The organism is Pseudomonas sp. FP603, from assembly GCF_030687415.1.
GTDB lineage: Bacteria > Pseudomonadota > Gammaproteobacteria > Pseudomonadales > Pseudomonadaceae > Aquipseudomonas > Aquipseudomonas wuhanensis.
On sequence record NZ_CP117431.1, the window covers coordinates 6,684,520 to 6,705,177 of the forward strand.

The 20,658-nt window shown below is 59.9% G+C and carries 18 protein-coding genes and 2 pseudogenes; 2 read left to right on the top strand and 18 right to left on the bottom strand.

The features are described from left to right. Positions 1–45 precede the first annotated feature (45 nt). From PSH65_RS30830 to PSH65_RS30840, 3 genes are all read right to left on the bottom strand, one after another. Positions 46–291, bottom strand: coding sequence for a type II toxin-antitoxin system Phd/YefM family antitoxin (locus PSH65_RS30830; protein WP_305424265.1), 246 nt, complete (start codon positions 289–291; stop codon positions 46–48). Positions 292–381: 90 nt separating this feature from the next. Further along, a complete protein-coding gene (locus PSH65_RS30835; protein ID WP_008068578.1) occupies positions 382–627 on the bottom strand; it encodes a DUF2789 domain-containing protein in 246 nt (81 codons plus the stop codon). Positions 628–733: 106 nt separating this feature from the next. Continuing rightward, on the bottom strand, positions 734–1,201 hold the full coding sequence (locus PSH65_RS30840; protein ID WP_305424266.1) for an aminoacyl-tRNA deacylase: 468 nt from the start codon (positions 1,199–1,201) through the stop codon (positions 734–736). Between the two features lie 212 nt (positions 1,202–1,413). On the opposite strand from PSH65_RS30840, the gene PSH65_RS30845 reads away from it, so the two are divergent. Together PSH65_RS30845 and PSH65_RS30850 are read left to right on the top strand one after the other, a co-directional pair. After that, the gene (locus PSH65_RS30845) at positions 1,414–1,941 is read left to right on the top strand and encodes an NfeD family protein (RefSeq protein ID WP_305424267.1); all 528 of its coding nucleotides are present in this window, start codon (positions 1,414–1,416) and stop codon (positions 1,939–1,941) included. Between the two features lie 22 nt (positions 1,942–1,963). After that, the gene (locus tag PSH65_RS30850) at positions 1,964–2,722 is read left to right on the top strand and encodes a slipin family protein (RefSeq protein ID WP_305424268.1); all 759 of its coding nucleotides are present in this window, start codon (positions 1,964–1,966) and stop codon (positions 2,720–2,722) included. A 56-nt stretch (positions 2,723–2,778) separates the two neighbouring features. Here PSH65_RS30850 and PSH65_RS30855 read toward each other — a convergent pair. From PSH65_RS30855 to PSH65_RS30925, 15 genes and pseudogenes are all read right to left on the bottom strand, one after another. Beyond that, positions 2,779–3,291: pseudogene (locus tag PSH65_RS30855) on the bottom strand (sulfotransferase family protein); the annotation flags it as partial. 17 nt (positions 3,292–3,308) lie between these two features. Further along, a pseudogene (locus tag PSH65_RS30860) lies at positions 3,309–3,809 on the bottom strand (biotin/lipoyl-binding protein); the annotation flags it as partial. After that, the gene (locus PSH65_RS30865; protein WP_305424269.1) at positions 3,758–4,537 is read right to left on the bottom strand and encodes an efflux RND transporter periplasmic adaptor subunit; all 780 of its coding nucleotides are present in this window, start codon (positions 4,535–4,537) and stop codon (positions 3,758–3,760) included. The gene PSH65_RS30865 and the pseudogene PSH65_RS30860, both read right to left, overlap by 52 nt. A gap of 138 nt (positions 4,538–4,675) precedes the next feature. Next, complete coding sequence (locus PSH65_RS30870) at positions 4,676–6,100, bottom strand: efflux transporter outer membrane subunit (RefSeq protein WP_305427074.1); 1,425 nt, start codon at positions 6,098–6,100, stop codon at positions 4,676–4,678. A gap of 141 nt (positions 6,101–6,241) precedes the next feature. After that, positions 6,242–7,306: an HlyD family secretion protein gene (locus tag PSH65_RS30875; protein WP_305424270.1), complete on the bottom strand. Its 1,065-nt coding sequence runs from the start codon at positions 7,304–7,306 to the stop codon at positions 6,242–6,244. 26 nt (positions 7,307–7,332) lie between these two features. After that, positions 7,333–8,871, bottom strand: coding sequence for an MFS transporter (locus tag PSH65_RS30880; protein WP_305424271.1), 1,539 nt, complete (start codon positions 8,869–8,871; stop codon positions 7,333–7,335). 236 nt (positions 8,872–9,107) lie between these two features. Beyond that, on the bottom strand, positions 9,108–10,028 hold the full coding sequence (locus tag PSH65_RS30885; RefSeq protein WP_305424272.1) for a LysR family transcriptional regulator: 921 nt from the start codon (positions 10,026–10,028) through the stop codon (positions 9,108–9,110). A 199-nt stretch (positions 10,029–10,227) separates the two neighbouring features. Continuing rightward, on the bottom strand, positions 10,228–11,529 hold the full coding sequence (locus tag PSH65_RS30890) for a transposase (RefSeq protein ID WP_305424273.1): 1,302 nt from the start codon (positions 11,527–11,529) through the stop codon (positions 10,228–10,230). Positions 11,530–11,618: 89 nt separating this feature from the next. Beyond that, entirely contained in the window at positions 11,619–12,485 is an 867-nt protein-coding gene (locus PSH65_RS30895; RefSeq protein ID WP_007906397.1) for an ABC transporter permease, read from the bottom strand. A 19-nt stretch (positions 12,486–12,504) separates the two neighbouring features. Continuing rightward, entirely contained in the window at positions 12,505–13,365 is an 861-nt protein-coding gene (locus PSH65_RS30900; RefSeq protein WP_305424274.1) for an ABC transporter ATP-binding protein, read from the bottom strand. 5 nt (positions 13,366–13,370) lie between these two features. After that, entirely contained in the window at positions 13,371–14,396 is a 1,026-nt protein-coding gene (locus PSH65_RS30905; protein ID WP_305424275.1) for an ABC transporter substrate-binding protein, read from the bottom strand. Between the two features lie 15 nt (positions 14,397–14,411). After that, complete coding sequence (locus tag PSH65_RS30910) at positions 14,412–15,323, bottom strand: TauD/TfdA family dioxygenase (protein WP_305424276.1); 912 nt, start codon at positions 15,321–15,323, stop codon at positions 14,412–14,414. Between the two features lie 311 nt (positions 15,324–15,634). After that, complete coding sequence (locus PSH65_RS30915; RefSeq protein ID WP_305424277.1) at positions 15,635–17,002, bottom strand: HlyD family type I secretion periplasmic adaptor subunit; 1,368 nt, start codon at positions 17,000–17,002, stop codon at positions 15,635–15,637. Further along, positions 16,992–19,148, bottom strand: coding sequence for a type I secretion system permease/ATPase (locus PSH65_RS30920; protein WP_305424278.1), 2,157 nt, complete (start codon positions 19,146–19,148; stop codon positions 16,992–16,994). The genes PSH65_RS30915 and PSH65_RS30920 overlap by 11 nt, the downstream gene beginning before the upstream one ends. Positions 19,149–19,187: 39 nt before the next feature. Then, positions 19,188–20,540, bottom strand: a complete 1,353-nt coding sequence (locus PSH65_RS30925; RefSeq protein WP_305424279.1) for a TolC family outer membrane protein — start codon at positions 20,538–20,540, stop codon at positions 19,188–19,190. Between the last annotated feature and the right edge of the window lie 118 nt (positions 20,541–20,658).

A 20,658-nucleotide genomic window follows, 5' to 3' on the forward strand; every position in this document is an offset into this window, starting at 1 on the left:
AGCTGGTCAAGTTTTGAAACAATTCTCATGCTGGCAAATGAGTTTTCACAGATCCTCAAGACTGATTGGTTCGCCAGTTTCCTGATTGCGAGCGCGGATGAGAGGTGCAAGGGCGAAATCATCCAGACGGTCCAGCATCGCTTCATAGAGATCTGCCGAAACCAGATACGTCCTGATTCGATTGTTATCCACCACCGCAACTGGCCCGGCTTGTGTATCCCGCAAGACAGCACCGATGTTTTTAGCAAACGCGGAGATGCTGATGATTCTTTCGGCCAAAACATACTGCATGAGTCAGTCTCATCTTGGGATTTGTCGCCATGGAAGCTACTTCAAGCAAGTTAATAAGACCCAGAAGAAACCTGTGACGAGGTTTTTCATTTACACCCCCCGCCCCTTCCTCAGCAGCACATCCAGCTGATCCACCACCTCCGCCCAATCCGCGTCATCCAGAATTTCCTCACGCAGCAGCTCTGCCTGGCTCTCGCTCCAGAAGAACGCGTCCGCCAGGTGCAGTTCGGGTTTGAGCGGTGAATGGGTGGCGATGAATTTATCGATGCTTTCGGCGTCATCAGGCAGGCCGAGTTGTTTGAAGAGAGATGGGAGGCTGTGGGTAGGGGATTCCATGTCGGGCTCCTTTGTTTGATTGGGCAACAGCGGCGCGGCCATTCGCGGGCAAGCCTCGCTCCTACAGGAACGAGGCTTGCCCGCGATGACGGTGGTTATGTCGATGCTATGCCGACTGACTCAACTCGCAGACCTCGGCATGCGGCACCATTTTCAAGTATTCCGGTACGCTCATGTGTACCAGGTTGTTGTGGTTGCCGGCTTCGAGGTAGATGTCTTGCTGCCGGGTCAGCAGTGGGTCGATGACCATGTCCATTCCATAGGACTCGCCCAGTGCAGGCACGGCGCCGCGTTCGCAATCGTCGAACAGGCGCGGCAGATTGCTTTCACGAGTGACTTGCCATTCGCTGCTGCCACGTACTTTGCTCAGGTCCAGATGACGACTGGCGGGCAGCACGGCCATCAGGTAATGCCCGTGGCGATCGTCGAGGATCACCGATTTGGCCACCCGTTCAGCGGGAATGCCCGCGAGCCGCGCCGTTTCAAGGCTGCTGGCCGAGTGCGGATGGGAAACGATGTCATATTCGCAGTGCGCCTTTTCCAGGCTGTTCTGCACGGTTCTTGCCATACGCATGATGCACCTCGGTGTCCGCCACAACGCAAGGCGGGCGATGGTTGGAATTTTCTCTCCATTAAAAGTCTAGGCCCGCTGGTGGAATCTGGAGGGAAATCCGCCCGTCGGGCGCGGTCGACAGCTGGTCAAAATTCATACAGCCACAGGCTCAACTAGACTTGTACACAGAGCCATGACCGGCTCGCGGACGGATGACTCTCCCGGAGGGTCAAGTGAACATGCGTTGCTGTGCAATTGCGCTGCTGCTGGCCCTGAGCGGACCGGTTTTCGCGGCGGACACTCTCGTGGTGCTGGTTCCCGACCCCATCGGGCTCTGGCTGATCACATTCGGCATTGCGTTTCTGATCGCCGAGGCGGCCTTGCCCAATTACGGCGTGGTCGGTCTGGGCGGCCTTGTAATGTTCGTGATTGGGGCGGTGATTCTGACCAACACCGAAGTCCCCATTCCCTTGATGATCGGCCTGGGACTGATCAGCGCATTGCTGCTGACTTTCCTGCTGATCCGCGCCTTGAAAACCCGACCGCGCCGCAACGTCACCGGCGACGACGAATTACTCGGCAGCGTGACGCCAATAACGTCGTTGCAGGGCGGTAATGCATACATCGGCTGGGTGCATCTGCAAGGCGAGCAATGGCAGGTTTCAAGTGAAACACCGCTGCAACCGGGTCAACAGGTCCGGGTGGTGGCACGCAAGGGTCTATTGCTGGAAGTGGTCGCGGCTGACGCGGCGCCCGCATGAACAATGATGGCGGAGAATAGTCATGGGTCTGCAACTGGGTTTTGCCGCGCTCCTGTTATTGCTGATTGCACTGGCGGGGTCGACCTTCCGCATCCTGCGCGAATATGAGCGCGGCGTGGTGTTCCAGCTCGGACGCTTCTGGCAGGTCAAGGGGCCTGGGCTGATCTTGCTGATCCCGGCGGTTCAACAAATGGTTCGTGTCGACCTGCGGACCGTGGTGCTCGACATACCGCCACAAGACGTGATCACCCGCGACAACGTCTCGGTCAAGGTCAACGCGGTGCTGTATTTCCGCGTGCTCGATCCGCAAAGGGCGATCATTCAGGTCGAAGACTTTCTCATGGCCACCAGCCAACTGGCGCAGACCACATTGCGGGCGGTGCTCGGTAAACATGAACTCGACGAATTGCTGGCCGAACGGGAACGGTTGAACATCGACATCCAGCAAGTGCTCGATGCGCAGACCGATGCCTGGGGTATCAAAGTGGCCAACGTCGAGATCAAGCACGTGGACCTCAACGAATCGATGATCCGCGCCATTGCCAGACAGGCCGAGGCCGAACGGGAACGTCGGGCCAAGGTGATCCACGCCGAAGGCGAATTGCAGGCCTCGGAAAAACTCATGCAGGCTGCCGAAATGCTCGGCCGTCAACCCGGGGCCATGCAATTACGTTACATGCAGACGCTGAGTTCGATTGCCGGGGACAAGAGTTCGACCATCGTCTTCCCGCTGCCGATCGAGTTGCTCAAGGGGATGGCGGATTTGTCGTCGAAGCCTTGATGCACCGATGACCTGTGGCGAGGGAGCAAGCTCTCTCGCCACAAAAGCCATTTCAATCATATTTTGCGCAATTGCTCCACAGCCTTATAAGGCTCTAGCGCCCATTGTTGTATGTGTTCATTAAGCAGCACCGAGGCTTCACGATGCTTGCCATCGCTGTCATCGACAAATGCCTGCGACGGCTGCTTGGCATGTTGCCCCACCGCCGCAAACACTTGCCTGCGCTGCTCGATATCCAATGCAAAGAACGTTGCCAACCGCCCCGCCATGGCCTGCGGCAGTTCGCTGTAGTTCACCGCCAAGCCGCCAAACACCCGGCATTGCGCCAACCCCGATGCCAGCAACCGCCCCAATCGTCGGGCGATGTAATCCTCACCGCTGCTGAACGGAAGTTCGTCATCCAGCACGCTGGCGCCAATCAACCCCGGCACCATATGCATACCTGGGCGACGCAGATGCGAGACGGCAATTTCCAGTGGATCGCAATAAAGAAACAACCACGGTGTTTCGGGGAAGCACTCGCGCAACAATGGCAGTTCACCAATGTTCCAGGCGTCGAGTTTAATCACCGGAAACCCAGGTGCCGATCGGCGAAGGAGCGTTGGGAATTGGCCTTGAGCTCCGCTTCGGCAACGCCCAGGGCACGCTCGGCCACATCGGCCTGAGCCTTGAGCGTGGTGCTTTCGAAGCGCAGCAGCAGGTCGCCGGTTTTCACCGTCTGGTTGGGTTTGACCAGAAACTCGGCGATCACCCCGTCCAGCGGCGCCGCGACCACACGACCGCCCAACGGGACGACTTCGGCCGGTGCCAGCACCGATTGGCGCACCGGGATCAGCAACCCGAGCAACAACACGGCAACCAGCGCCACCTGACGCTTGCGCGTCCAGCGCAATCGCCAGGGTTTGCGCGGTTGCAGCGCCAGCCAGGCGTGACTGTAAGTGTCACCCAGTTGCGACAGCAACACTTGTTCAGAAGGGTTCCACGGCACATCCCGCGCCAGCCACAGACCGCCGAACACCTCGCCCTGATGATCGATCAGCGGCAGCCAGAACACCTGAGCGGCTGACAGACTTTGCCAATCGGGTTGGCGTTGGGCAGCGCCGCTACCAGCAGCAAGGTCTGGCTGCCTTCGTCGATCCGCGCACCGAGGCGTTTGACCGTGGCATCCAGCGGCTGACCGGTTTCATCGGGGACAAAACTGAAGGTCTGGCCGGGCTTGAGCTTGCCCATCCAGCGTGACGGCACCAACAGGTGAATTTCCAGGGTGCGGTTGTCGACAACGTCCAGCAAAGGCGTGCCAGCGGCGACGCTTTCGTAGCGCTTGACCTTGCGCTCGACGACCTGACCATCGAACGGCGCCACCACGCTGCAACGCTTGACCTGAACTTGATAAACCTGAGATTGCGCCTGAGTTTCGCTGACCTTGGCCTCGGCCCGCGCCACTTCAAAGCGCCCCACCGAATTCAACGCCGCCAGTTGTTTGTTGTGCGCCAGCTCTTCACCAGCACCACGGCTGGCGGCCTGAGCCGCGTTGAGCTGAGCCTGATAAGCCGAACAGTCAAACCGCGCCAGGGTATCGCCCTTCTTGAACGACTCGCCCTCACTGAACGGCAACTCGACAATCCGCCCGGACAACTCACTGGCGAGCACAGCCTGATCCCGGGCTCGCAACACACCACGGGCCTCACTGCTGGCTAACGCGTTACCGCCGACCGCGTTGCTTTCCAGCAACGGATCGTCTGGCGCAGGCGTTTGCGCCTGTACTACGCACGTTACAAAGGTCAATCCAATAACCCAAATACGAAAACGCCGCATAACCGTTACTCCCTGACGGATGAGCGGAGTCTAAGACAGCGGGGGTGAGCGTCAAGCGGATGGCCATCATTGGTTGAAAGAGCGTGCTCGCTGATCAGTATTAATTGCCTTACAAATCATCCAGAAGGCGCAACAGATCTAGCGCTGCGCCGTCTCTGCCACCGGATACACCGACTCCCATCCCCCACCCAACGCCTTGTACAACCCCACCATCGCCAACGACACCCCGGTCGAGCTCTCGACCCACTGCTGCTGGGTTGCCAGCAATTCACCTTGCACGGTGAGGACGTTGACGAAATCCACCACCCCTTCGACGTACTGCTGTTGCGCGGTGCGCAGGGCGATCTGGTTTTGGCGCACGGCTTCGGCGAGATGATCGCGGCGCAACTGGCTAGCGTTGTAGGCGGTGAGTTGATCGTCGATTTCATGCCAGGCCCGCAGCACGGTTTGCTGATAGGCCAGGGCCGCTTCCTGTTGCTGAGCTTCGCGCAAGTGCAGCATGCCGCGCAGGCGACCGCCGTCGAACAGCGGCAGGCTGAACTGCGGGCCGATGCCGAACGAGCGCGAGCCCCACGAGCCGAAATCGCTCAGTTGCATGGCTTGTGAGCCGATGTTGCCCGACAGGGTGATCCGCGGATAAAAGTCGCCCTTGGCCACGCCGATGCTGGCGGTCGCTGCATGCAGACGGGCTTCGGCCTGACGGATGTCGGGACGGCGCTCGGCCAATTGCGAGGGCAAGCCGATGGCGACCTGACGCGGGGTTTGCGGCACCGGGGCGTCTGTGGATAACTCGGCGGACAGCGCTTGTGGCGGTTCGCCCATCAACAGGCTAAGGGCGTTGATCAGTTGCGACTGAAGCTGCTCCAGCGCCGGCAAACGTGATTCGATGGCCTCGACTTGCGCAGCGGCTTCGGCAACGTCCAGATCCGTCGCCACACCGTCGGCCAGACGCAGTTGCGAGAGTTTCAAACTATGCCGGGCGACGTCGAGGTTTTGCTCGGTGACGGCCCGGGTGCTTTGCACGCCGCGTAGCTGAATGTAGTCCTGAGCGGTTTCGGCGAGCACCGACAGCAGCACGCCGCGACGATCGTTTTCCGCCACTTCCAGCGTGGCATCGGCGGCTTCGGTTTCACGGCGCACACGGCCCCAGAAATCCAGCTCCCAAGAGGCGGAAAAGCCTGCGTCCCACAGGTTGAACGCCGAGTCGCCGTTATTGCCCGACGGATCGTTCAGGCCTTCACCACTGTTGCGTTTGCGCCCGTAGCTGCCGGTGGCGGCGGTGTTGGGATAGCGGTCGGCGGTGATCACCTGGCGCGCGGCGCGGCTTTGCTGCAAGCGGCTGCTGGCGAGTTTCAGGTCGAGGTTGTCGGTCAGGGCGCGTTGGGTCAGGGCCGAGAGTTTTGGGTCGTGGAATATCTCCCACCAGCGTTCGTTCATGTCGGTAGTTACTGCTTCACTGGCGGCGGCTTTGGACGGTTTCGACCATTCGGCCACTTGTTGCGGCTGAGGTTTTTGGAAGTCCGGGCCGACGGTGCAGGCACTCAAAGAAAACAGGCTCAACACAAAAACCACTGAATGAATGCTGACCCTGTGGCGAGGGAGCTTGCTCCCGTTCGAGTGCGCAGCACTCGCAATTTTTGGGTCCGCTTCGCAGACCAACGGGAGCAAGCTCACTCGCCACAGGGATGTGCGATTAACAATGTTTCATCGCTGCGCAACCTCATGCTCGCTGGCGCTTGCCGTATCAATCCTCGCCTCCACCGACATCCCCACCCGCAACCGCTCGGCCAGTGGTTGCCCTGGCTCCAGAATGATTTTCACCGGAATCCGTTGCACAACCTTGGTGAAGTTGCCGGTGGCGTTGTCCGGTTTGACCGAGGCGAAGGTCACGCCCGTAGCCGGTGCGATGCTCTCGACGCGGCCGCGCAGGGCTTCGCCGCCGAGGCTGTCGACGTGCACTTGCACGCTCTGCCCCGGCTGTACGTCAGTCAGTTGGGTTTCCTGAAAATTGGCAACCACATACGCCCGCTCCAACGGCACCACGGCCAGAATCTTGCTGCCCGGCGTGACATAGGCGCCGACCCGCACCGCGCGCTCGCCGACCATGCCGTCCTGGGGCGCAACAATGCGCGTATACGACAGCTCATAGCTGGCCATTTCCAGCGCCGCTTGCGCTCGTTTCAGCCCACCTTCGGCCGCATCACGCTGGGCGGTCAGGATCTCAACCTGCTTGCGTTCCGCTGCCAGCACCGCCGTGGCATTGGCCAAGCGAGCGGAGGCCTGATCGATGCGCGTGCGCGCTTGCTGAGCATTCTGCACCGTGCCGGCGCCTACGCCGGCGAGATGGTTGTAGCGGTTCAATTCATGCTCGGCGAAGGCCATTTCAGCCTTCGCTGAAACCACCGTGGCCTGGGCCTGAGCGATCACCGATGTCTGACGCTCCAGGGTGGCCCGAGCGTTCTGCAACTGCGCCCTGGCCACCAGGGTTTCCGCGTCGGCGGCCTCAGCGGCAGCGCGTAGATCGCGGTCGTCGATCAACGCCAGTAGCTGCCCGGCCTTGACCAACTGGTTGTCTTCCACCAGCACGTCCTTGATGAACCCCGCCACGCGCGGCGCCACCCGTGTGAAGTCCGCCGAGACGAAAGCATCGTTTGTGCTCTGCTGTGTACGCTTACCGAACACGCCCGGCGCCAGCAGATAAATCAACACGCCGAGCGCCATCACTGCGGCAATGCCGACAGCGAGTTTTTGCTTTGATTGAGTCGTCATAAAAACCTTCTGTTTCAGTGAAGCATTCAAGTCGGCGCGCGCGGTGGATAGATCCGCGTCGGCAGCCAGAAAATCAGCAGGATCAGCGTCACGGCGACACCGGCCATGCACAGATAAAGATCGGAGGACGTCAGCACCAGGGCCTGTTGATGCAGTCGATGAGCCAGGCCCGCGCTGTCGCTGTCGACCAGAGGTGAATTACCGAGATTGTCCACCAGCATGGTCGAGTGGAAATGCAGCCTTGCGGTGGTCAGCGACTCGATCACACCGGTGGCAATCACCGCCGCCAGGCCTTTCACGGTATTGAACCAGGCCGAAGCGAACGGCCCTTCCATCGGAGTGATGCTGCCGGTAGAGAGCATCAACAGCGGTAGCACGGCCATGGGCTGACCGAAAATCTGCAGCCATTGCAGGACGTAGAAATCGTCGCGAATCCACGCCGACGTCAGCTGCGAACCACCGAGGCAAGACAGCGCCAGCATGCTCAGGCCGATCCCCAGCACCCAGCGGCAATCGACCCAACGCAGGTTGCACAGTGCCGCCACCAACGGCAGCGCGATCAACTGTGGCAGTGCCGCCAGCAGCATGATCGGCGCGGTCTGCACCGGGCGATAACCCTGGACCTGAGCCAGGTAACTGGAGGGAATGAGAACCACCGCGAGCAACACCACCAGTACGCCGGCCAGCGTCAACAGCGCGAACGACAGGTTACGGATACCGAGCATCTGTAACTTGAAGAACGGAATCGGCTGCGACCATTCATTGATCAAAAACAGCACCAGCAACAGCAGCCCGCCGCCGAGCAGTCCACAGATCAGACTCGACTCGAACCAGTCCAGCCGATTGCCTTGCAGGATGCCGATCACCAACATGCAGATCGCCGGAAAGCCCAGCAGCAAGCCACGCCAGTTGAACTGCTTGAAGCGTTCCAGCCGCAGCGGATCCTGGGGCAAACCGTAAGCCACCGCCGCCATGGCAATCAGGCACGGCACGACGATTTGCCAGAAGGTCCATTGCCAGCCGACGTACTCGGTCCACAACCCGGCCAGCGGCGTGCCGAGACCGGGGCCGAAGGTGGCCGTCAGGGCATAACCGGCCAGGCCATAGAGTTTCACGTTGGCCGGCAGAAACCGCAGGGCGACGGTCATCAGCATCGGCGGCAACGCGCCGCCGGCCAGGCCTTGCAAGGTGCGCATGACCAGCAAGCTTTCGTAATTCGGGGCGAACGGGCACAACACACCCAACAGGGTGAACGCGCTGATCGCGTACAGGGTGAAGCGCCGCAACGAAAACGTCACCGAACACCAAGGGGCAAACGCCATGGCGGCCACCGAGGTTGCGGTATAACTCGCGACCAGCCAGGTGCCTTCGTCGTAACCGATGGCCAACGCGCCGCGAATATCGGCCAGGGCGACCTTGGTCACCATCTCGTTCAGGCCTGACACCAACACCGCCAGCAACACGCCCACCAGACCGATGATGATTCGCGGGCCGAAGACCGGTGGCGCGACGGCGGCCGCTGGTTTGGCCGCGGCGAGAGGCGCCGTGACCGTGAGGGAAGTCATGTACTGCAAGCTCCGGAAGGGGAATACCGAAGCATTTTAGGGAGCGTGGAAGCTTACGAAAATTGACTTATTGGCAGCTTATAAGTGCGTTCTATGCAGCAATTAACTCCGGAAAACGACACAGATCCCTGTGGGAGCGGGCTTGCCCGCGAAGAGGCCATCACCTTCGACATAAATGCTGACTGACACACCGCTTTCGCGGGCAAGCCCGCTCCCACAGGGGCCGGTGATCAGCCTCAGATTGGCTGTGCAGCCAACCAGGTCTCATCACAACAGGCCTTGAGGGTTTCGCGCATCCAGCGATGCGCCGGGTCCTTGTCGAAACGCGGATGCCAGGCCTGGGTCAGCATCAGGGTCGGCAACGGAATCGGCAGGGTGAACGAGCGCAGTTTCAAGCCCAGGCGCCGCACGCTCAGCAATGCCTCCTTGGGCACCGGCAGGATCAGGTCGGAATCCGGCAAGGCGAACATCGCCGCATGGAAACTCGGCGCAATCACCGCCACCCGCCGCTCCAGCCCCAAGGCGTTGAGCGCCGTGTCGATCGGCCCGCGGGCAATCCCCCGGCGCGACATGCTGATATGGGAAAAACCGGCGTACCGTTCGGCGGTGATTTCTTCATCGAACAGTGGGTGATCTTCACGCACCAGCCCGACAAAGTGGGTGGAGAACAGGTTCTGCACCTTCACTTCCGGCATCAGCGGTCGATTGTTGCTGACGCTCAGATCGATGCGTCCTTCGCGCAAGGCTTCGTCGTCTCCATCGCCCTCGGGGACAAAGCGCAATTCGCAATGCGGGGCCTGGCGTTCCATCGTGTCGAATAGCTTGCCGCCGTAGACGCCAACAAAGAAATCATTGGCGCGAATGCTGAACCGTCGGCGCAAACTGCCCAGATCCACATCATCGGCGGAGCGGAATAACAACGCGGCCTGCTCCACCAGGTTCCGCACTTGCTCGCGCAACTCCAGCGCCTTGGGCGTCGGCACCAGACCACGACCGGCGCGCACCAGAATCGGATCGCCGATGGCCTCGCGAATCCGCGTCAGCGTCCGGCTCATCGCCGCCGGACTGAGGTTCATCCGCCGCGCAGCGCCCACCACACTGCCCTCATCGAGCAAGGCGTCGAGGGCGACCAACAGGTTCATGTCCGGGAGTTGCATGCTGAGCACTCGTGTCTGATCTGGATTGATTCAGACGCAATGCTAGCAAACATCCTCCTGACTGATGTATTGGCAGGTCTGGCGCCATCGCGGGCAAGCCCGCTCCCACAGGGTTCTGTGTCGAACACATAGTCCGCATCCACTGAAGATCACTGTGGGAGCGGGCTTGCCCGCGATGGGCATAGGTATCTACACATCTCTAAAGTCTTCGGCTGGCCACCCAGCCGATGGCCTCTTTAGCAAAACCCGCCAGTTCCTGGGGCGTGTATTGCTCCAATGTCTCGCACATGGCCAAAAGCATGTATAAACCGGCCAGCAGCGCGGAAGCCGTCACCGGCTGCGAGCGCTTCATCTGTCGACCAGACAGACGGACCAAAAAATCCCGTGTTTGCTCAGCAAACTCCCCCTCAGCCCGCATCAGACGCCAACTGACGGCACATGCCTGACTGGCGATCAACAGCCGTTTGAACACCGCTTCACCGCTCTCTTGCTGCCAGTTTTCCAGCTGATGCCCACCCCCTTTAAGCAGTTTGAAGTAGGACTCGATACGCCAGCGCCAGTAATACCAGAGCGCCAATCGTTCATCTGCGACCTCTTGCTCAAGGTTGCTCAGCAAATACCATTCGGCCAGCAGGTGACCATCGGCTCCCAGTATTCGGCTCACGACGAGCCGGGCCGGCAACGGCTCACCAGACTTGCGCAGCGTCTTGCGGTCGGCCCTGTCTTTGGTGAAAGGCTGGGCTTGGCGAGTCAGCACGACGGCGGTTTCTCCCACCCATTGAATGGCCGGTTTTCCTTTGTAGTCCACCTTGCGAGTTTTGCGGTAAGTCATCTCGCGAGCAATTTGACTCAGGGCCCTGGATTGACCTGCATGACTGGCCGTGGAACCGGCCTTGACTCGCACCAGCCATTGCCGACCCTCGGCCTGCCATTGCCTCAGGTGAGCGACCGAATCAGCCTCTCGATCCACGATATGGACAAGCGGCTTGGCAAAATTCTGCTGTTCCAGCCAAGTGATACGTTGTGTCAGTTCATGCAGATGCTTCTCAGGGACCAGCACTTCTTCGGCTCGCGTGCTGAGCACGCCGTCCTTGGTCGCCAGATTTTGAGCGGGAGTACAGATCGGTGCACCGTCACGGTCGGTGACCAGCAGGCTGCTTTGCAGCTCGTACCCGATATCGCCTCGGTGGGTCATTTGCAGGCGATCAGCCTTGCTGTGGTGGTGCATGTAATTGAGCCGAGACCAATCGTGCATGACCAGCGCGTAATCATCACAGTCATCCCGACAACCCTCGTGGGCTAACGCCAGCAGCGGTTTAACCAGGTCAACGGGCCGAACCCGGTCATTGCTCAAAAATCGCCAAAGGGCTTGCGTCTGTGCAAAAGCCTTGTCGCTTCGCGGCAAGGCTTTCATCCCGGCGGCCAGCGCCGGTAGTCCATTACTGTGTCCCATGACTAACTCGTCGTATCGTTTTGTCAGTCGGGCATCTAGCCCGGTCATTTGATATCCATGCCGTCCCTTTATAGACCAGGATCGGGAGATGTGTAGATACCTATGCCGCGATGGGGCCAGATCAGTCACCGCAAAACTCAGCGCTGCATCCCCCACCGCTTCACAGTAACCCGCTCCAACGTATCAAACACCAGATTCTCCACCAGCAACCCAATCAAGATCACCACCGCCAACCCGGCAAATACCTTATCGGTGTACAGCTCATTACGGTTCTGGAAGATGTACCAACCCAACCCACCCTTGCCACTGGTAGCGCCAAACACCAATTCAGCAGCGATCAGCGTACGCCAAGCGAAGGCCCAGCCGATTTTCAGCCCGGCGAGGATCGACGGCAGCGCGGCCGGGATCAGAATGAACAGCACGAAACGCATGCCCTTGAGGCCGTAATTGCGCCCGGCCATGCGCAAGGTTTCCGAAACGCCAAGAAACCCGGCATAGGTGTTCAAGGCCAACGCCCAGAGCACCGAATGCACCAGTACAAAAATCAGGCTGTTCTGCCCCAGGCCAAACCACAGCAGCGCCAGCGGCAACAGCGCAATGGCCGGCAATGGATTGAACATTGAGGTCAGCGTGCTCAGCAGATCACGACCGAACCGGGTCGATACCGCCAGCGTCGTCAGGACAAACGCCAGAACGATGCCGATCAGGTAACCCTTGAGCAACACAACCAGCGAAATCCACACCTTGCCCAGCAGTTCGCCGCTGAGCAGGCCATCCTGCAGCGCGCTGGCGGTTTGCAAAAAGCTTGGCAGCAGCAGGTCGTTGTTCTGATATCGAGCGACGGCCTCCCAAAGCACCGCGAGCAAAATCAGAATCAGGCTTTTGCGTAGCCAGCCCTGCTGCCAGAGACGCTGACCGAGCGGCAATTCACGCTCCAGCGGTACGCTGGTCAGCGGCTGCAAAACAGTTTCGTACTCTTTACGCGCAGATGATGAATGGCTCATCGGGCAATCCTCCAATGGCTCAATAAGCGATGCGAATGTCGGCGAAATCCAGCTCCCGCTCGGTTTCCGGCGACTGACCTTCATCAAACAGCAGCCGATGAATCCGCCGCGCCGATTCCTGGAACGCAACGCCACCCAAGCTGTGCAAGTCGTATTGATGGCTGTGGACTTCCGCCCGCACCCGACCCGGATGGGGCGACAGCAGCAGGATCCGGTTGCCCACCACCAACGCCTCTTCGATGGAGTGAGTGACGAACAGCAACGTGAAGCGCACCTCCTCCCAGAGCAGCAGCAATTCTTCCTGCATCTTGCGCCGGGTCAGCGCGTCGAGGGCAGCGAAGGGTTCGTCCATCAACAGGATTTTCGGTTGCATCGCCAGAGCGCGGGCGATGGCCACGCGAGCTTTCATGCCGCCAGACAAGGTATGTGGATAGGCATCGGCAAACGCCGCCAGGCCGACTTTGTCCAGATAGTGCAGCGCACGCTCTTCAGCTTCGCGGCGTTTGAGGGTTTTGGAAGCGAGCAGCGGAAACATCACGTTCTGTTTGACGGTTTTCCAGGGTGGCAGTTGGTCGAACTCCTGGAACACCACAATCCGGTCCGGCCCCGGCGCATCGACCCGCTGGCCTTGCAGGCGAATCTCGCCCTCACAGGGCTGAATGAACCCGGCAACGGCTTTGAGCAACGTCGACTTGCCGCAGCCAGAAGGACCGAGCAGCACAAAACGGTCCGCCGGATCGATCTCGAAACTGACTTGATGGGTCGCTCGAACCACACGCGCAGGCGTGCGGTATTCCAGGCTGACCTGGTCGACCGCCAGCAGCGCTTGCGCTGCCGCGACCGGATTGCTGGCCGCGTGGCCTTGCAAAAGGGCGTTCATGTCGGTCAGCTCCCTTGCAGCGGCTGGGCGTCCTGGAAGAAGTAGTCCTTCCACGAATCCGGTTTGTTTTTGATCGCACCGACGCGATAGAGGAACTCAGCCAGCGGGTAAGTATTTTTCGGCGTGATGCTGAATTCGAACTGCGGGTTGTCGATGATTTTCAGCAACGCCGCGCGGTCGATTTTGGCCTTGGTGACGCGGATATAGGTGTCGGCCGCCGCGCCTTTATCGTTCTGCGCAAACTCGGCCGCTTCGGTCAGCGCGGCGATGAAGGCTTTGTAGGTTTTCGGGTTCTCGTTGCGGAATTTTTCGGTGGCGAACAGCACGGTCGGCGAGTTCGGGCCAAGCAAGTCATAGGTGTTCAGCACCACATGCACGTTGGGGTTTTCCAGCGCCTGATCCTGGAACGGCGGGTTGGAGAAATGCCCGCTCAACTCGGTGCCGCCGGCGATCAGTGCCGCGGTGGCATCCGGGTGCGGAACGGCGATGGTGTACTTGTCGAGGCGATTGAATTCCTTGTCGCCCCATTGCTTGGCCGCCGCGTATTGCAGGAAGCGCGACTGCACCGAGACCCCGACCGCCGGCACCGCAATGCGGTCCTTTTCGGTGAAGTCGGCGATGGTTTTGACCTTCGGATTATTGCTCACCAGGTAGTAAGGGAAGTTGCCCAGGGAAGCGACGGCTTTGACGTTCTGCTTGCCGTGAGTGCGGTCCCAGATGGTCAGCAGCGGGCCGACGCCGGCACCGGCAATGTCGATGGAACCGGAGAGCAATGCATCGTTGACCGCCGAACCACCAGAGAGCTGAGTCCAGTCGACCTTGATGTCGATGCCTTCCTGCTTGCCGTACTTCTCGATCAGGTTCTGATCACGCACCACGTTGAGCAGCAGATAAACGATGCCGAACTGTTCGGCGATACGGATTTCACCTTCGGCATGGGCCACGGTCGGCGCCAACAGGCTGCCGGCGAGCAGGCTGAAACCCAGGCCGATAGCAGCGGCCAACGGTGCAAATGGAAGACGTTTGGACATGAGGGTTCTCCGAAATCAGAAAGGCGCGTCGCCCTGGATGGTGGTGCGATACAACTTGCGGCGCAGATGGCTGGGGCATCCGGCGGCAAGGTGAATCAGCGAACGGTTGTCCCAGAACACCAAGTCGTGGGCCTGCCACTGATGGCGGTAAATGTTTTGCGGCAGCACGCTGTGGGCATAGAGCTCGTCGAGCAATTGTTTGCTCTCGTCTTCCGGCAAACCGACGATGCGGGTGGTGAAACCCTCACTGACGAACAACGCTTTGCGGCCGTTTTCCGGGTGGGTGCGGACGATGGGATGGACGACTTCGGCAACCTGAGCGAGTTGCTCCGGCGTCAGGGTCGGGCGCCAGTTGCCCTCGAATTTGCTCTCGCTGTAGCGCGCCGTGTAGGAATGCGCGGCCGAGCGACCTTCGACAGCTTTGCGCAGCGCTTCGGGCAGGCTGTCCCACGCTTTGTGCATGTCAGCGAACAGGGTGTCGCCGCCTTCGGACGGCAGCTCCTGGGCATGCAGCATCGAGCCCAGGCTTGGCAGTTCCTTATAGGAGAGATCCGAATGCCAGAACTTGCCGGCGTCACCGAGGCCGATGGATTGGCCGTTTTCGATGATGTTGGAAACGATGAGGATTTCCGGATGCCCGGCCAGCAGGAACTGCTTGAGCACATGGATCTGCAACACGCCGAAACGGCGGCTGAAGGCGATCTGCTGTTCGGGGGTGATGCGCTGGTCGCGGAACACCACGACGTGATGATCCAGATGCGCACGATGGATTCGGGCGAAGTCCTGATCGTTGATCGGGCGGGACAGGTCCAGGCCGATGATTTCGGCACCGACGGCGCCGTTGAACGGGCGGATTTCGAAGGCTTGCGACGCGATGCTGGCGGCGCTGGTTGATGGATGTTTTGGAGAAAAAGAGACGGCTGACATAAAAATCACTCCCACGCACGGCACGCTCAAGGGCGCGCGTCGATCAGAAACTCACGGAGGTCCCGTGTTGGTTCGTGTCGTGCGGCGCGCCGATTGGTCGGCAGGTACGCAGGAGAATGACTTTATGGGTATAAGAATTGAAATTTAAATACCGTTAGCGAATAACGATATGGCTTTTATCTACCACCAATTGTTCCCACGCTCCTGCGTGGGAATACATCCCGTGACGCTCTGCGTCACAGTGGACGCGGAGCGTCCATGGCGGCATTCCCACGCAGAGCGTGGGAACGATCAATCAACCGCACCAAAAACTACCTCTCGTGCAACGCCTCGGCCCGAGCCCGGATAATCGGCTTGAGCAAATAACTGAGCACAGTTTTCTTGCCGGTAATGATGTCCACCGACGCCACCATCCCCGGAATAATCAGCAACGGTTTTTCATCCGTCCCCAGGTGACTGCGCTCGGTGCGCAGTTTGATGATGTAGTACGTAGTCTTCTTGTCTTCGTCGGTGATGGTGTCGGCACCGATCTGCTCCAGCTTGGCCTTCAGCCCACCGTAAATGGTGTAGTCGTAAGCCGTGAACTTCACCGTGGCGTCTTGCCCCGGGTGCAGGAAGGCGATGTCTTGCGGGCGAATCTTGGCTTCTACCAGCAAGGTGTCATCCAGTGGCACGATCTCCACCAGATCGCTGCCCGGCTGGATTACGCCGCCGATGGTGTTCACCAGCAACTTGTTGACGATGCCGCGCACGGGCGATGTCACCAACGTCCGGCTGACCCGGTCTTCCAGGGCCTTGCCAGTGGCTTGGGCCTTGTTCAGATCGGTGCGTGCTTCGTTGAGTTGAGTCAGGGCTTCGCTGCGGAACTTGCCGCGCGTCTCATCGATCTTGCGCTGCACTTCCTTGATCGCCGATTCGGCGCGAGGAATCGCCAGCGTGGTGGCGTCCAGTTGGCCGCGGGTTTCGACCTCGGCACGCTTGAGTCGCAAAACCTCCACCGGTGACACCGCGCCCTGAGCCACCAACGGCTCGGACATGTTGATTTCCTGACGCTGCAGCGACAACGCGCTGCGATACTGAGACTGTTTGGAGGTGAACTCGCGCAGCTCTTGCTGACGCTGGATCAATTGCTCCTGCAAGCCACCGATTTCATCGTGCAGTTGCTGGCGACGGCTGATGTACAGCGACTCTTCGCTGGCAGCCTGAGTGGGAACAGCCTTGAGCACATCGGCGGGGAAGTTCAGCGGACGGTCATCGACCTCGGCGCTCAAGCGTTCCACACGCAGCAGCATCGACAGCCGATCGGCTTCGGTTTCACCGACGTTGGAGGCAAACCGCGTGTCGTCCAGACGAATCAGCGGCGCGCCAGCCTCGACGATCTGCCCTTCGGTGACGAACAACTCGGAGACGATGCCGCCCTCGAGGTTCTGGATTTTCTGGATCTTCGACGACGGAATCGCCTTGCCGTCGCCCTTGGTGACTTCATCGATCACCGCGAAGTTGGCCCAGAGCATCAGGAACACGAAGAAGCCGATGATCGCCCAGATCGTCAACCGCACCACCCGCGGGGCGTCTTCGATCAGCGCTTTGTTGACCTCGGGAAGAGGCTGGCCTTGCAGCGACGCGGAGCCTTTGAAGTAGCGGCGGATGGAATCTTTGACCCCGGACTTAAGCAACACTGATCTGCCCCTTCTTCAACGCTTCCATCACCGCGGCTTTCGGGCCATCGGCGAGTATCTGCCCACGGTCGATCACCAACAGGCGATCCACCAGCGACAACAGCGAAGCCCGGTGCGTCACCAGCACCACGGTCTTGTTTTCAACCACCGCAGCGAGGCGTTGCTTGAGGCGTTCTTCGCCGGTGTTGTCCATGGCGCTGGTCGGTTCGTCCAGCAGCAGGATCGGTGGGTTGAGCAACAGCGCTCTGGCCAGGGCGACGTTCTGACGCTGACCGCCAGACAGGTTCTGCCCACGCTCACCGACTTGCAGCTCATAACCTTGCGGGTGCAGACGGGCGAATTCGTGGACGCCCGCCAGCTCCGCCGCTTGCAGCACCAGTTCGTCTTCGACATAGCGCGCGCCCGACACCAGGTTGTCGCGCAATGTACCGGCGAGCAACTGGATGTCCTGGGGCACGTAGCCGATGTTGTGGCGCAGTTCGCTGACGTCGATCTGACGGATATCCACACCATCGACCAGCAGTGCGCCGTCGTCCGGCTGATAGAGGCCCACCAGCAATTTGGCCAGGGAGCTTTTGCCCGAGCCGCTGCGACCGATGATGCCGATTTTTTCGCCGGGCTTGATGGTCAGGTTGATGCCCTTCAGCGCGGGGTTCTGCTGATCCGGGTAAGTGAAGCTCAGCTGACGGCATTCAATGGCGCCTTGCAGCACCTTGCGGCTCAGCGGACGCTCGTCGAAATTGCGTTCCTGCGGCAGCTCCATCATCTGATCGACCGAGGTCATGGTCACACGGGCTTGCTGGTAGCGGGTCAGCAGGCCGGACAGCGAGGCCAATGGGCTGAGGGCACGACCGCTGAGCATGTAGCACGCGATCAAACCGCCCATGCTCAGGTGGCCGTCGATGATCTGGTACACGCCGAAGACGATCATGATCACCCCAGCCAGCTGCTGGATCAGCAAGGTGATGTTCATCGCCAGACCGGACAGCATTTTCACCCGCAACTCGAGGCGACTGAGAGTGCCGATGGTTTGCTCCCACTGATACTGGCGTTCGCTTTCGGCGTTGTTGACCTTCACCGCATCGAGACCGGCGAGGGTTTCGATCAGGCTCGACTGGCGCTCGGCGCCCAGGGCCATGGTTCGCTCCATGGTCGCCACCAGCGGCTTCTGCAAGGCATAACCGATCAGTAGCGCAATCGGGAACGCCAGCACCGGAATCCACACCAGATGCCCACCCAGGATCGCGATGACCATAAAGATCAGCAGCGTAAACGGCAGGTCGATCAGGCTGGTGAGCGTCAGCGACGCGAGGAAATCCCGCAGGCTCTGAAATTCATGGATGTTCTGGGCGAAGCTGCCGACCCGCGCCGGGCGGTACTTCATGGCCATGCCGACGATGCGCTCGAACAGCGTCGCGGAGATGATCAGGTCGGTTTTCTTGCCGGCCAGGTCCAGGCACAGGCTGCGCAGGCTCTTGAGGATCAGGTCGAACAGGTAAGCGCCCGTGATGCCGATGGCCAGGACCCAAAGAGTTGACTCAGCCTGGTTCGGCACCACGCGGTCGTAGACATTCATCACGAACAGCGGCGCGGCCATGGCAATGATGTTGATCAGAAAACTGGCAGCGATGGCGTCGGCGTACAACCAGCGCGAACGCTTGAGGGTGTCGCGAAACCACGAACGCGCACGTGGGATCAGCGTGCCGTGGTTAACGTCGAATTTGTGTTGGGGTTGGGCGAAGAAGACTTTGCCGCTGTAATCGTCGGCGAGCAGTTCACGGCTGACGCAAACCTCACCACCATCGCTTTCGCTAAGCAGCAGACGGGCCTGGTCTTCACCGTGCCAGCCGAGCAGCACCGCGCTGCGACCGTCCTTGAGCAGCAACAGCGCCGGCATGGCAATCGCCGGAATCTGCTCCAGCTTGCGTTGCAACACCCGCCCCTGCAGCCCGGCGCGAGCGGCCGCGCGGGGCAGCAGTTCGACGCTCAGGCGTTGTTTGGGTAACGGCAGACCGGTGGTCAGCATCGCGGCGCTGGCCGGTTTCTGGTGCAAAGTGCAAAGGGCTAGCAGGCCGTCCAGTAACGGATCGTCATGCAGCGCGCGCGGATCATGAATGAGTTGAACTCGACTGACTTCTGATTCCACGCTCGACACTCTTGGCTAACGATTGAAATGGGGCAGGACTCAATTCATCCCGGGCAACTGAACCTTGGGCTTCACGTCGTTCTGCACAACGGATGCCAATGGTGCGACAACGCCCTGACTTTTGAGCAATTCGCCCATGGTCGCCTTGATTCGGTACTGAGTAAATAACTGAATGTTTTTGATCTCGGCCAGCCGACGGGAAGCGCTGAACAGCTCGTTTTCACTGTCGAGCAGGTCGAGCAAGGTGCGTTCGCCGAGGCTGAACTGCTTCTGATAAGCACTGCGCACACTGGCGCTGCGATCGACATATTGCTGGGCGATCGGCACTTGGGCGTTGGCGTTGTTCAGGGCGTTCCAGGCCAGGCCCAGTTCTTCGTTCAACACGCGCAGGGCGTTGTTGCGAATATCCAGCGCCTGGTTCGACAGGTAGGACTTGGATTCCAGATCAGCCTTGTTGCTGCCACCGGCGAACAAATTGAAGCGCATGCGCAGCATGGCCTGCCATTCATTGTTGTGACCGTTCTGACCGTCGAGATCATTGTCGGCGCTGCGACCCAGTTCGGCATCGAAGCGCGGGTAGAAGCTCGACTTGGCGGCTTCGTACTGCTTCTCGGCGGCAGCGATATCGGATTCGGCGGAACGCAGGATCGGGCTGTTTTCCAGCATCTGCGCCCGGGCTTCATTCAGATTGGCCGGCAACAGCGCCATGAAATCGGCAGGCCGCTCCAATTGATCGGGCATCTGGCCGACGGCGCTGAGGTAGTTGGTTTCGGCATCGGCCAGGTTGGTCTGTTCAGTGATCAGGTTATTGCGGGCCTGGGCCATGCGCGCGTCAGCCTGATCGAGGTCGGCGCCACTACCCACGCCGCGCTGGGTGCGCAATTTGATCTGGTCAAGAATCCGTTCGTGGTTCTTCAGATTGTCTTCGGCCAGGCGCACGAATTCGCGGCGGGTCAATACATCGAGATAGACCTGAGCGACGGTCAACCCGGTACGTTCCGACGTGCCCAACAAGGAATAAGCACGGGAATTAACGGTGGCTTGTTGACGCCCTACTTCGCTGGACGTCGCAAAACCGTCAAAAACCATCTGCGACAGACGTAAACTTGACTCACTGCGGTTCAGCGTTTCCCAGTGATTGTTGGTGCCAGCATTACGGGTGGTGACGCTGTCGGTGCCTTCGCGACCATAACCGCCGAGCAGATCGACCCTTGGCAGGTATCCCCCTTTAGCGGCCTTTAACTGATAATCCGCGGCCAATCGACTGTTAACCCCTGCCTGAATTTCCGGATGGACATCCAGCGCCTGCTGCATGGCCTGCGGGAGGCTTTGCGCCTGAACAAAGCTGGCGGCAAGGGCGAAGGGTAGAGCCTTGAACAGGTGCAAACGCATAGTAGGAATTTCCCGGGACTTCTTGTCTTGAATCACTGCAGAACCTGGCGCTGCATCGCATGATGGCAACCGGAATGACCGTATGTCGGAAAGTTCAAAAACGGAACTGGATCACACG

Excerpts from the sequence above, each read along its gene's own strand:
- PSH65_RS30835 (WP_008068578.1), bottom strand. The coding sequence starts at position 627 with ATGGAATCCCCTACCCACAGCCTCCCATCTCTCTTCAAACAACTCGGC.
- PSH65_RS30885 (WP_305424272.1), bottom strand. The coding sequence starts at position 10,028 with ATGCAACTCCCGGACATGAACCTGTTGGTCGCCCTCGACGCCTTGCTC.
- PSH65_RS30830 (WP_305424265.1), bottom strand. The coding sequence starts at position 291 with ATGCAGTATGTTTTGGCCGAAAGAATCATCAGCATCTCCGCGTTTGCT.
- PSH65_RS30900 (WP_305424274.1), bottom strand. The coding sequence starts at position 13,365 with ATGAACGCCCTTTTGCAAGGCCACGCGGCCAGCAATCCGGTCGCGGCA.
- PSH65_RS30925 (WP_305424279.1), bottom strand. The coding sequence starts at position 20,540 with ATGCGTTTGCACCTGTTCAAGGCTCTACCCTTCGCCCTTGCCGCCAGC.
- PSH65_RS30865 (WP_305424269.1), bottom strand. The coding sequence starts at position 4,537 with ATGCGGCGTTTTCGTATTTGGGTTATTGGATTGACCTTTGTAACGTGC.
- PSH65_RS30890 (WP_305424273.1), bottom strand. The coding sequence starts at position 11,529 with ATGACCGGGCTAGATGCCCGACTGACAAAACGATACGACGAGTTAGTC.
- PSH65_RS30840 (WP_305424266.1), bottom strand. The coding sequence starts at position 1,201 with ATGCGTATGGCAAGAACCGTGCAGAACAGCCTGGAAAAGGCGCACTGC.
- PSH65_RS30880 (WP_305424271.1), bottom strand. The coding sequence starts at position 8,871 with ATGACTTCCCTCACGGTCACGGCGCCTCTCGCCGCGGCCAAACCAGCG.
- PSH65_RS30895 (WP_007906397.1), bottom strand. The coding sequence starts at position 12,485 with ATGAGCCATTCATCATCTGCGCGTAAAGAGTACGAAACTGTTTTGCAG.
- PSH65_RS30875 (WP_305424270.1), bottom strand. The coding sequence starts at position 7,306 with ATGACGACTCAATCAAAGCAAAAACTCGCTGTCGGCATTGCCGCAGTG.
- PSH65_RS30850 (WP_305424268.1), top strand. The coding sequence starts at position 1,964 with ATGGGTCTGCAACTGGGTTTTGCCGCGCTCCTGTTATTGCTGATTGCA.
- PSH65_RS30905 (WP_305424275.1), bottom strand. The coding sequence starts at position 14,396 with ATGTCCAAACGTCTTCCATTTGCACCGTTGGCCGCTGCTATCGGCCTG.
- PSH65_RS30910 (WP_305424276.1), bottom strand. The coding sequence starts at position 15,323 with ATGTCAGCCGTCTCTTTTTCTCCAAAACATCCATCAACCAGCGCCGCC.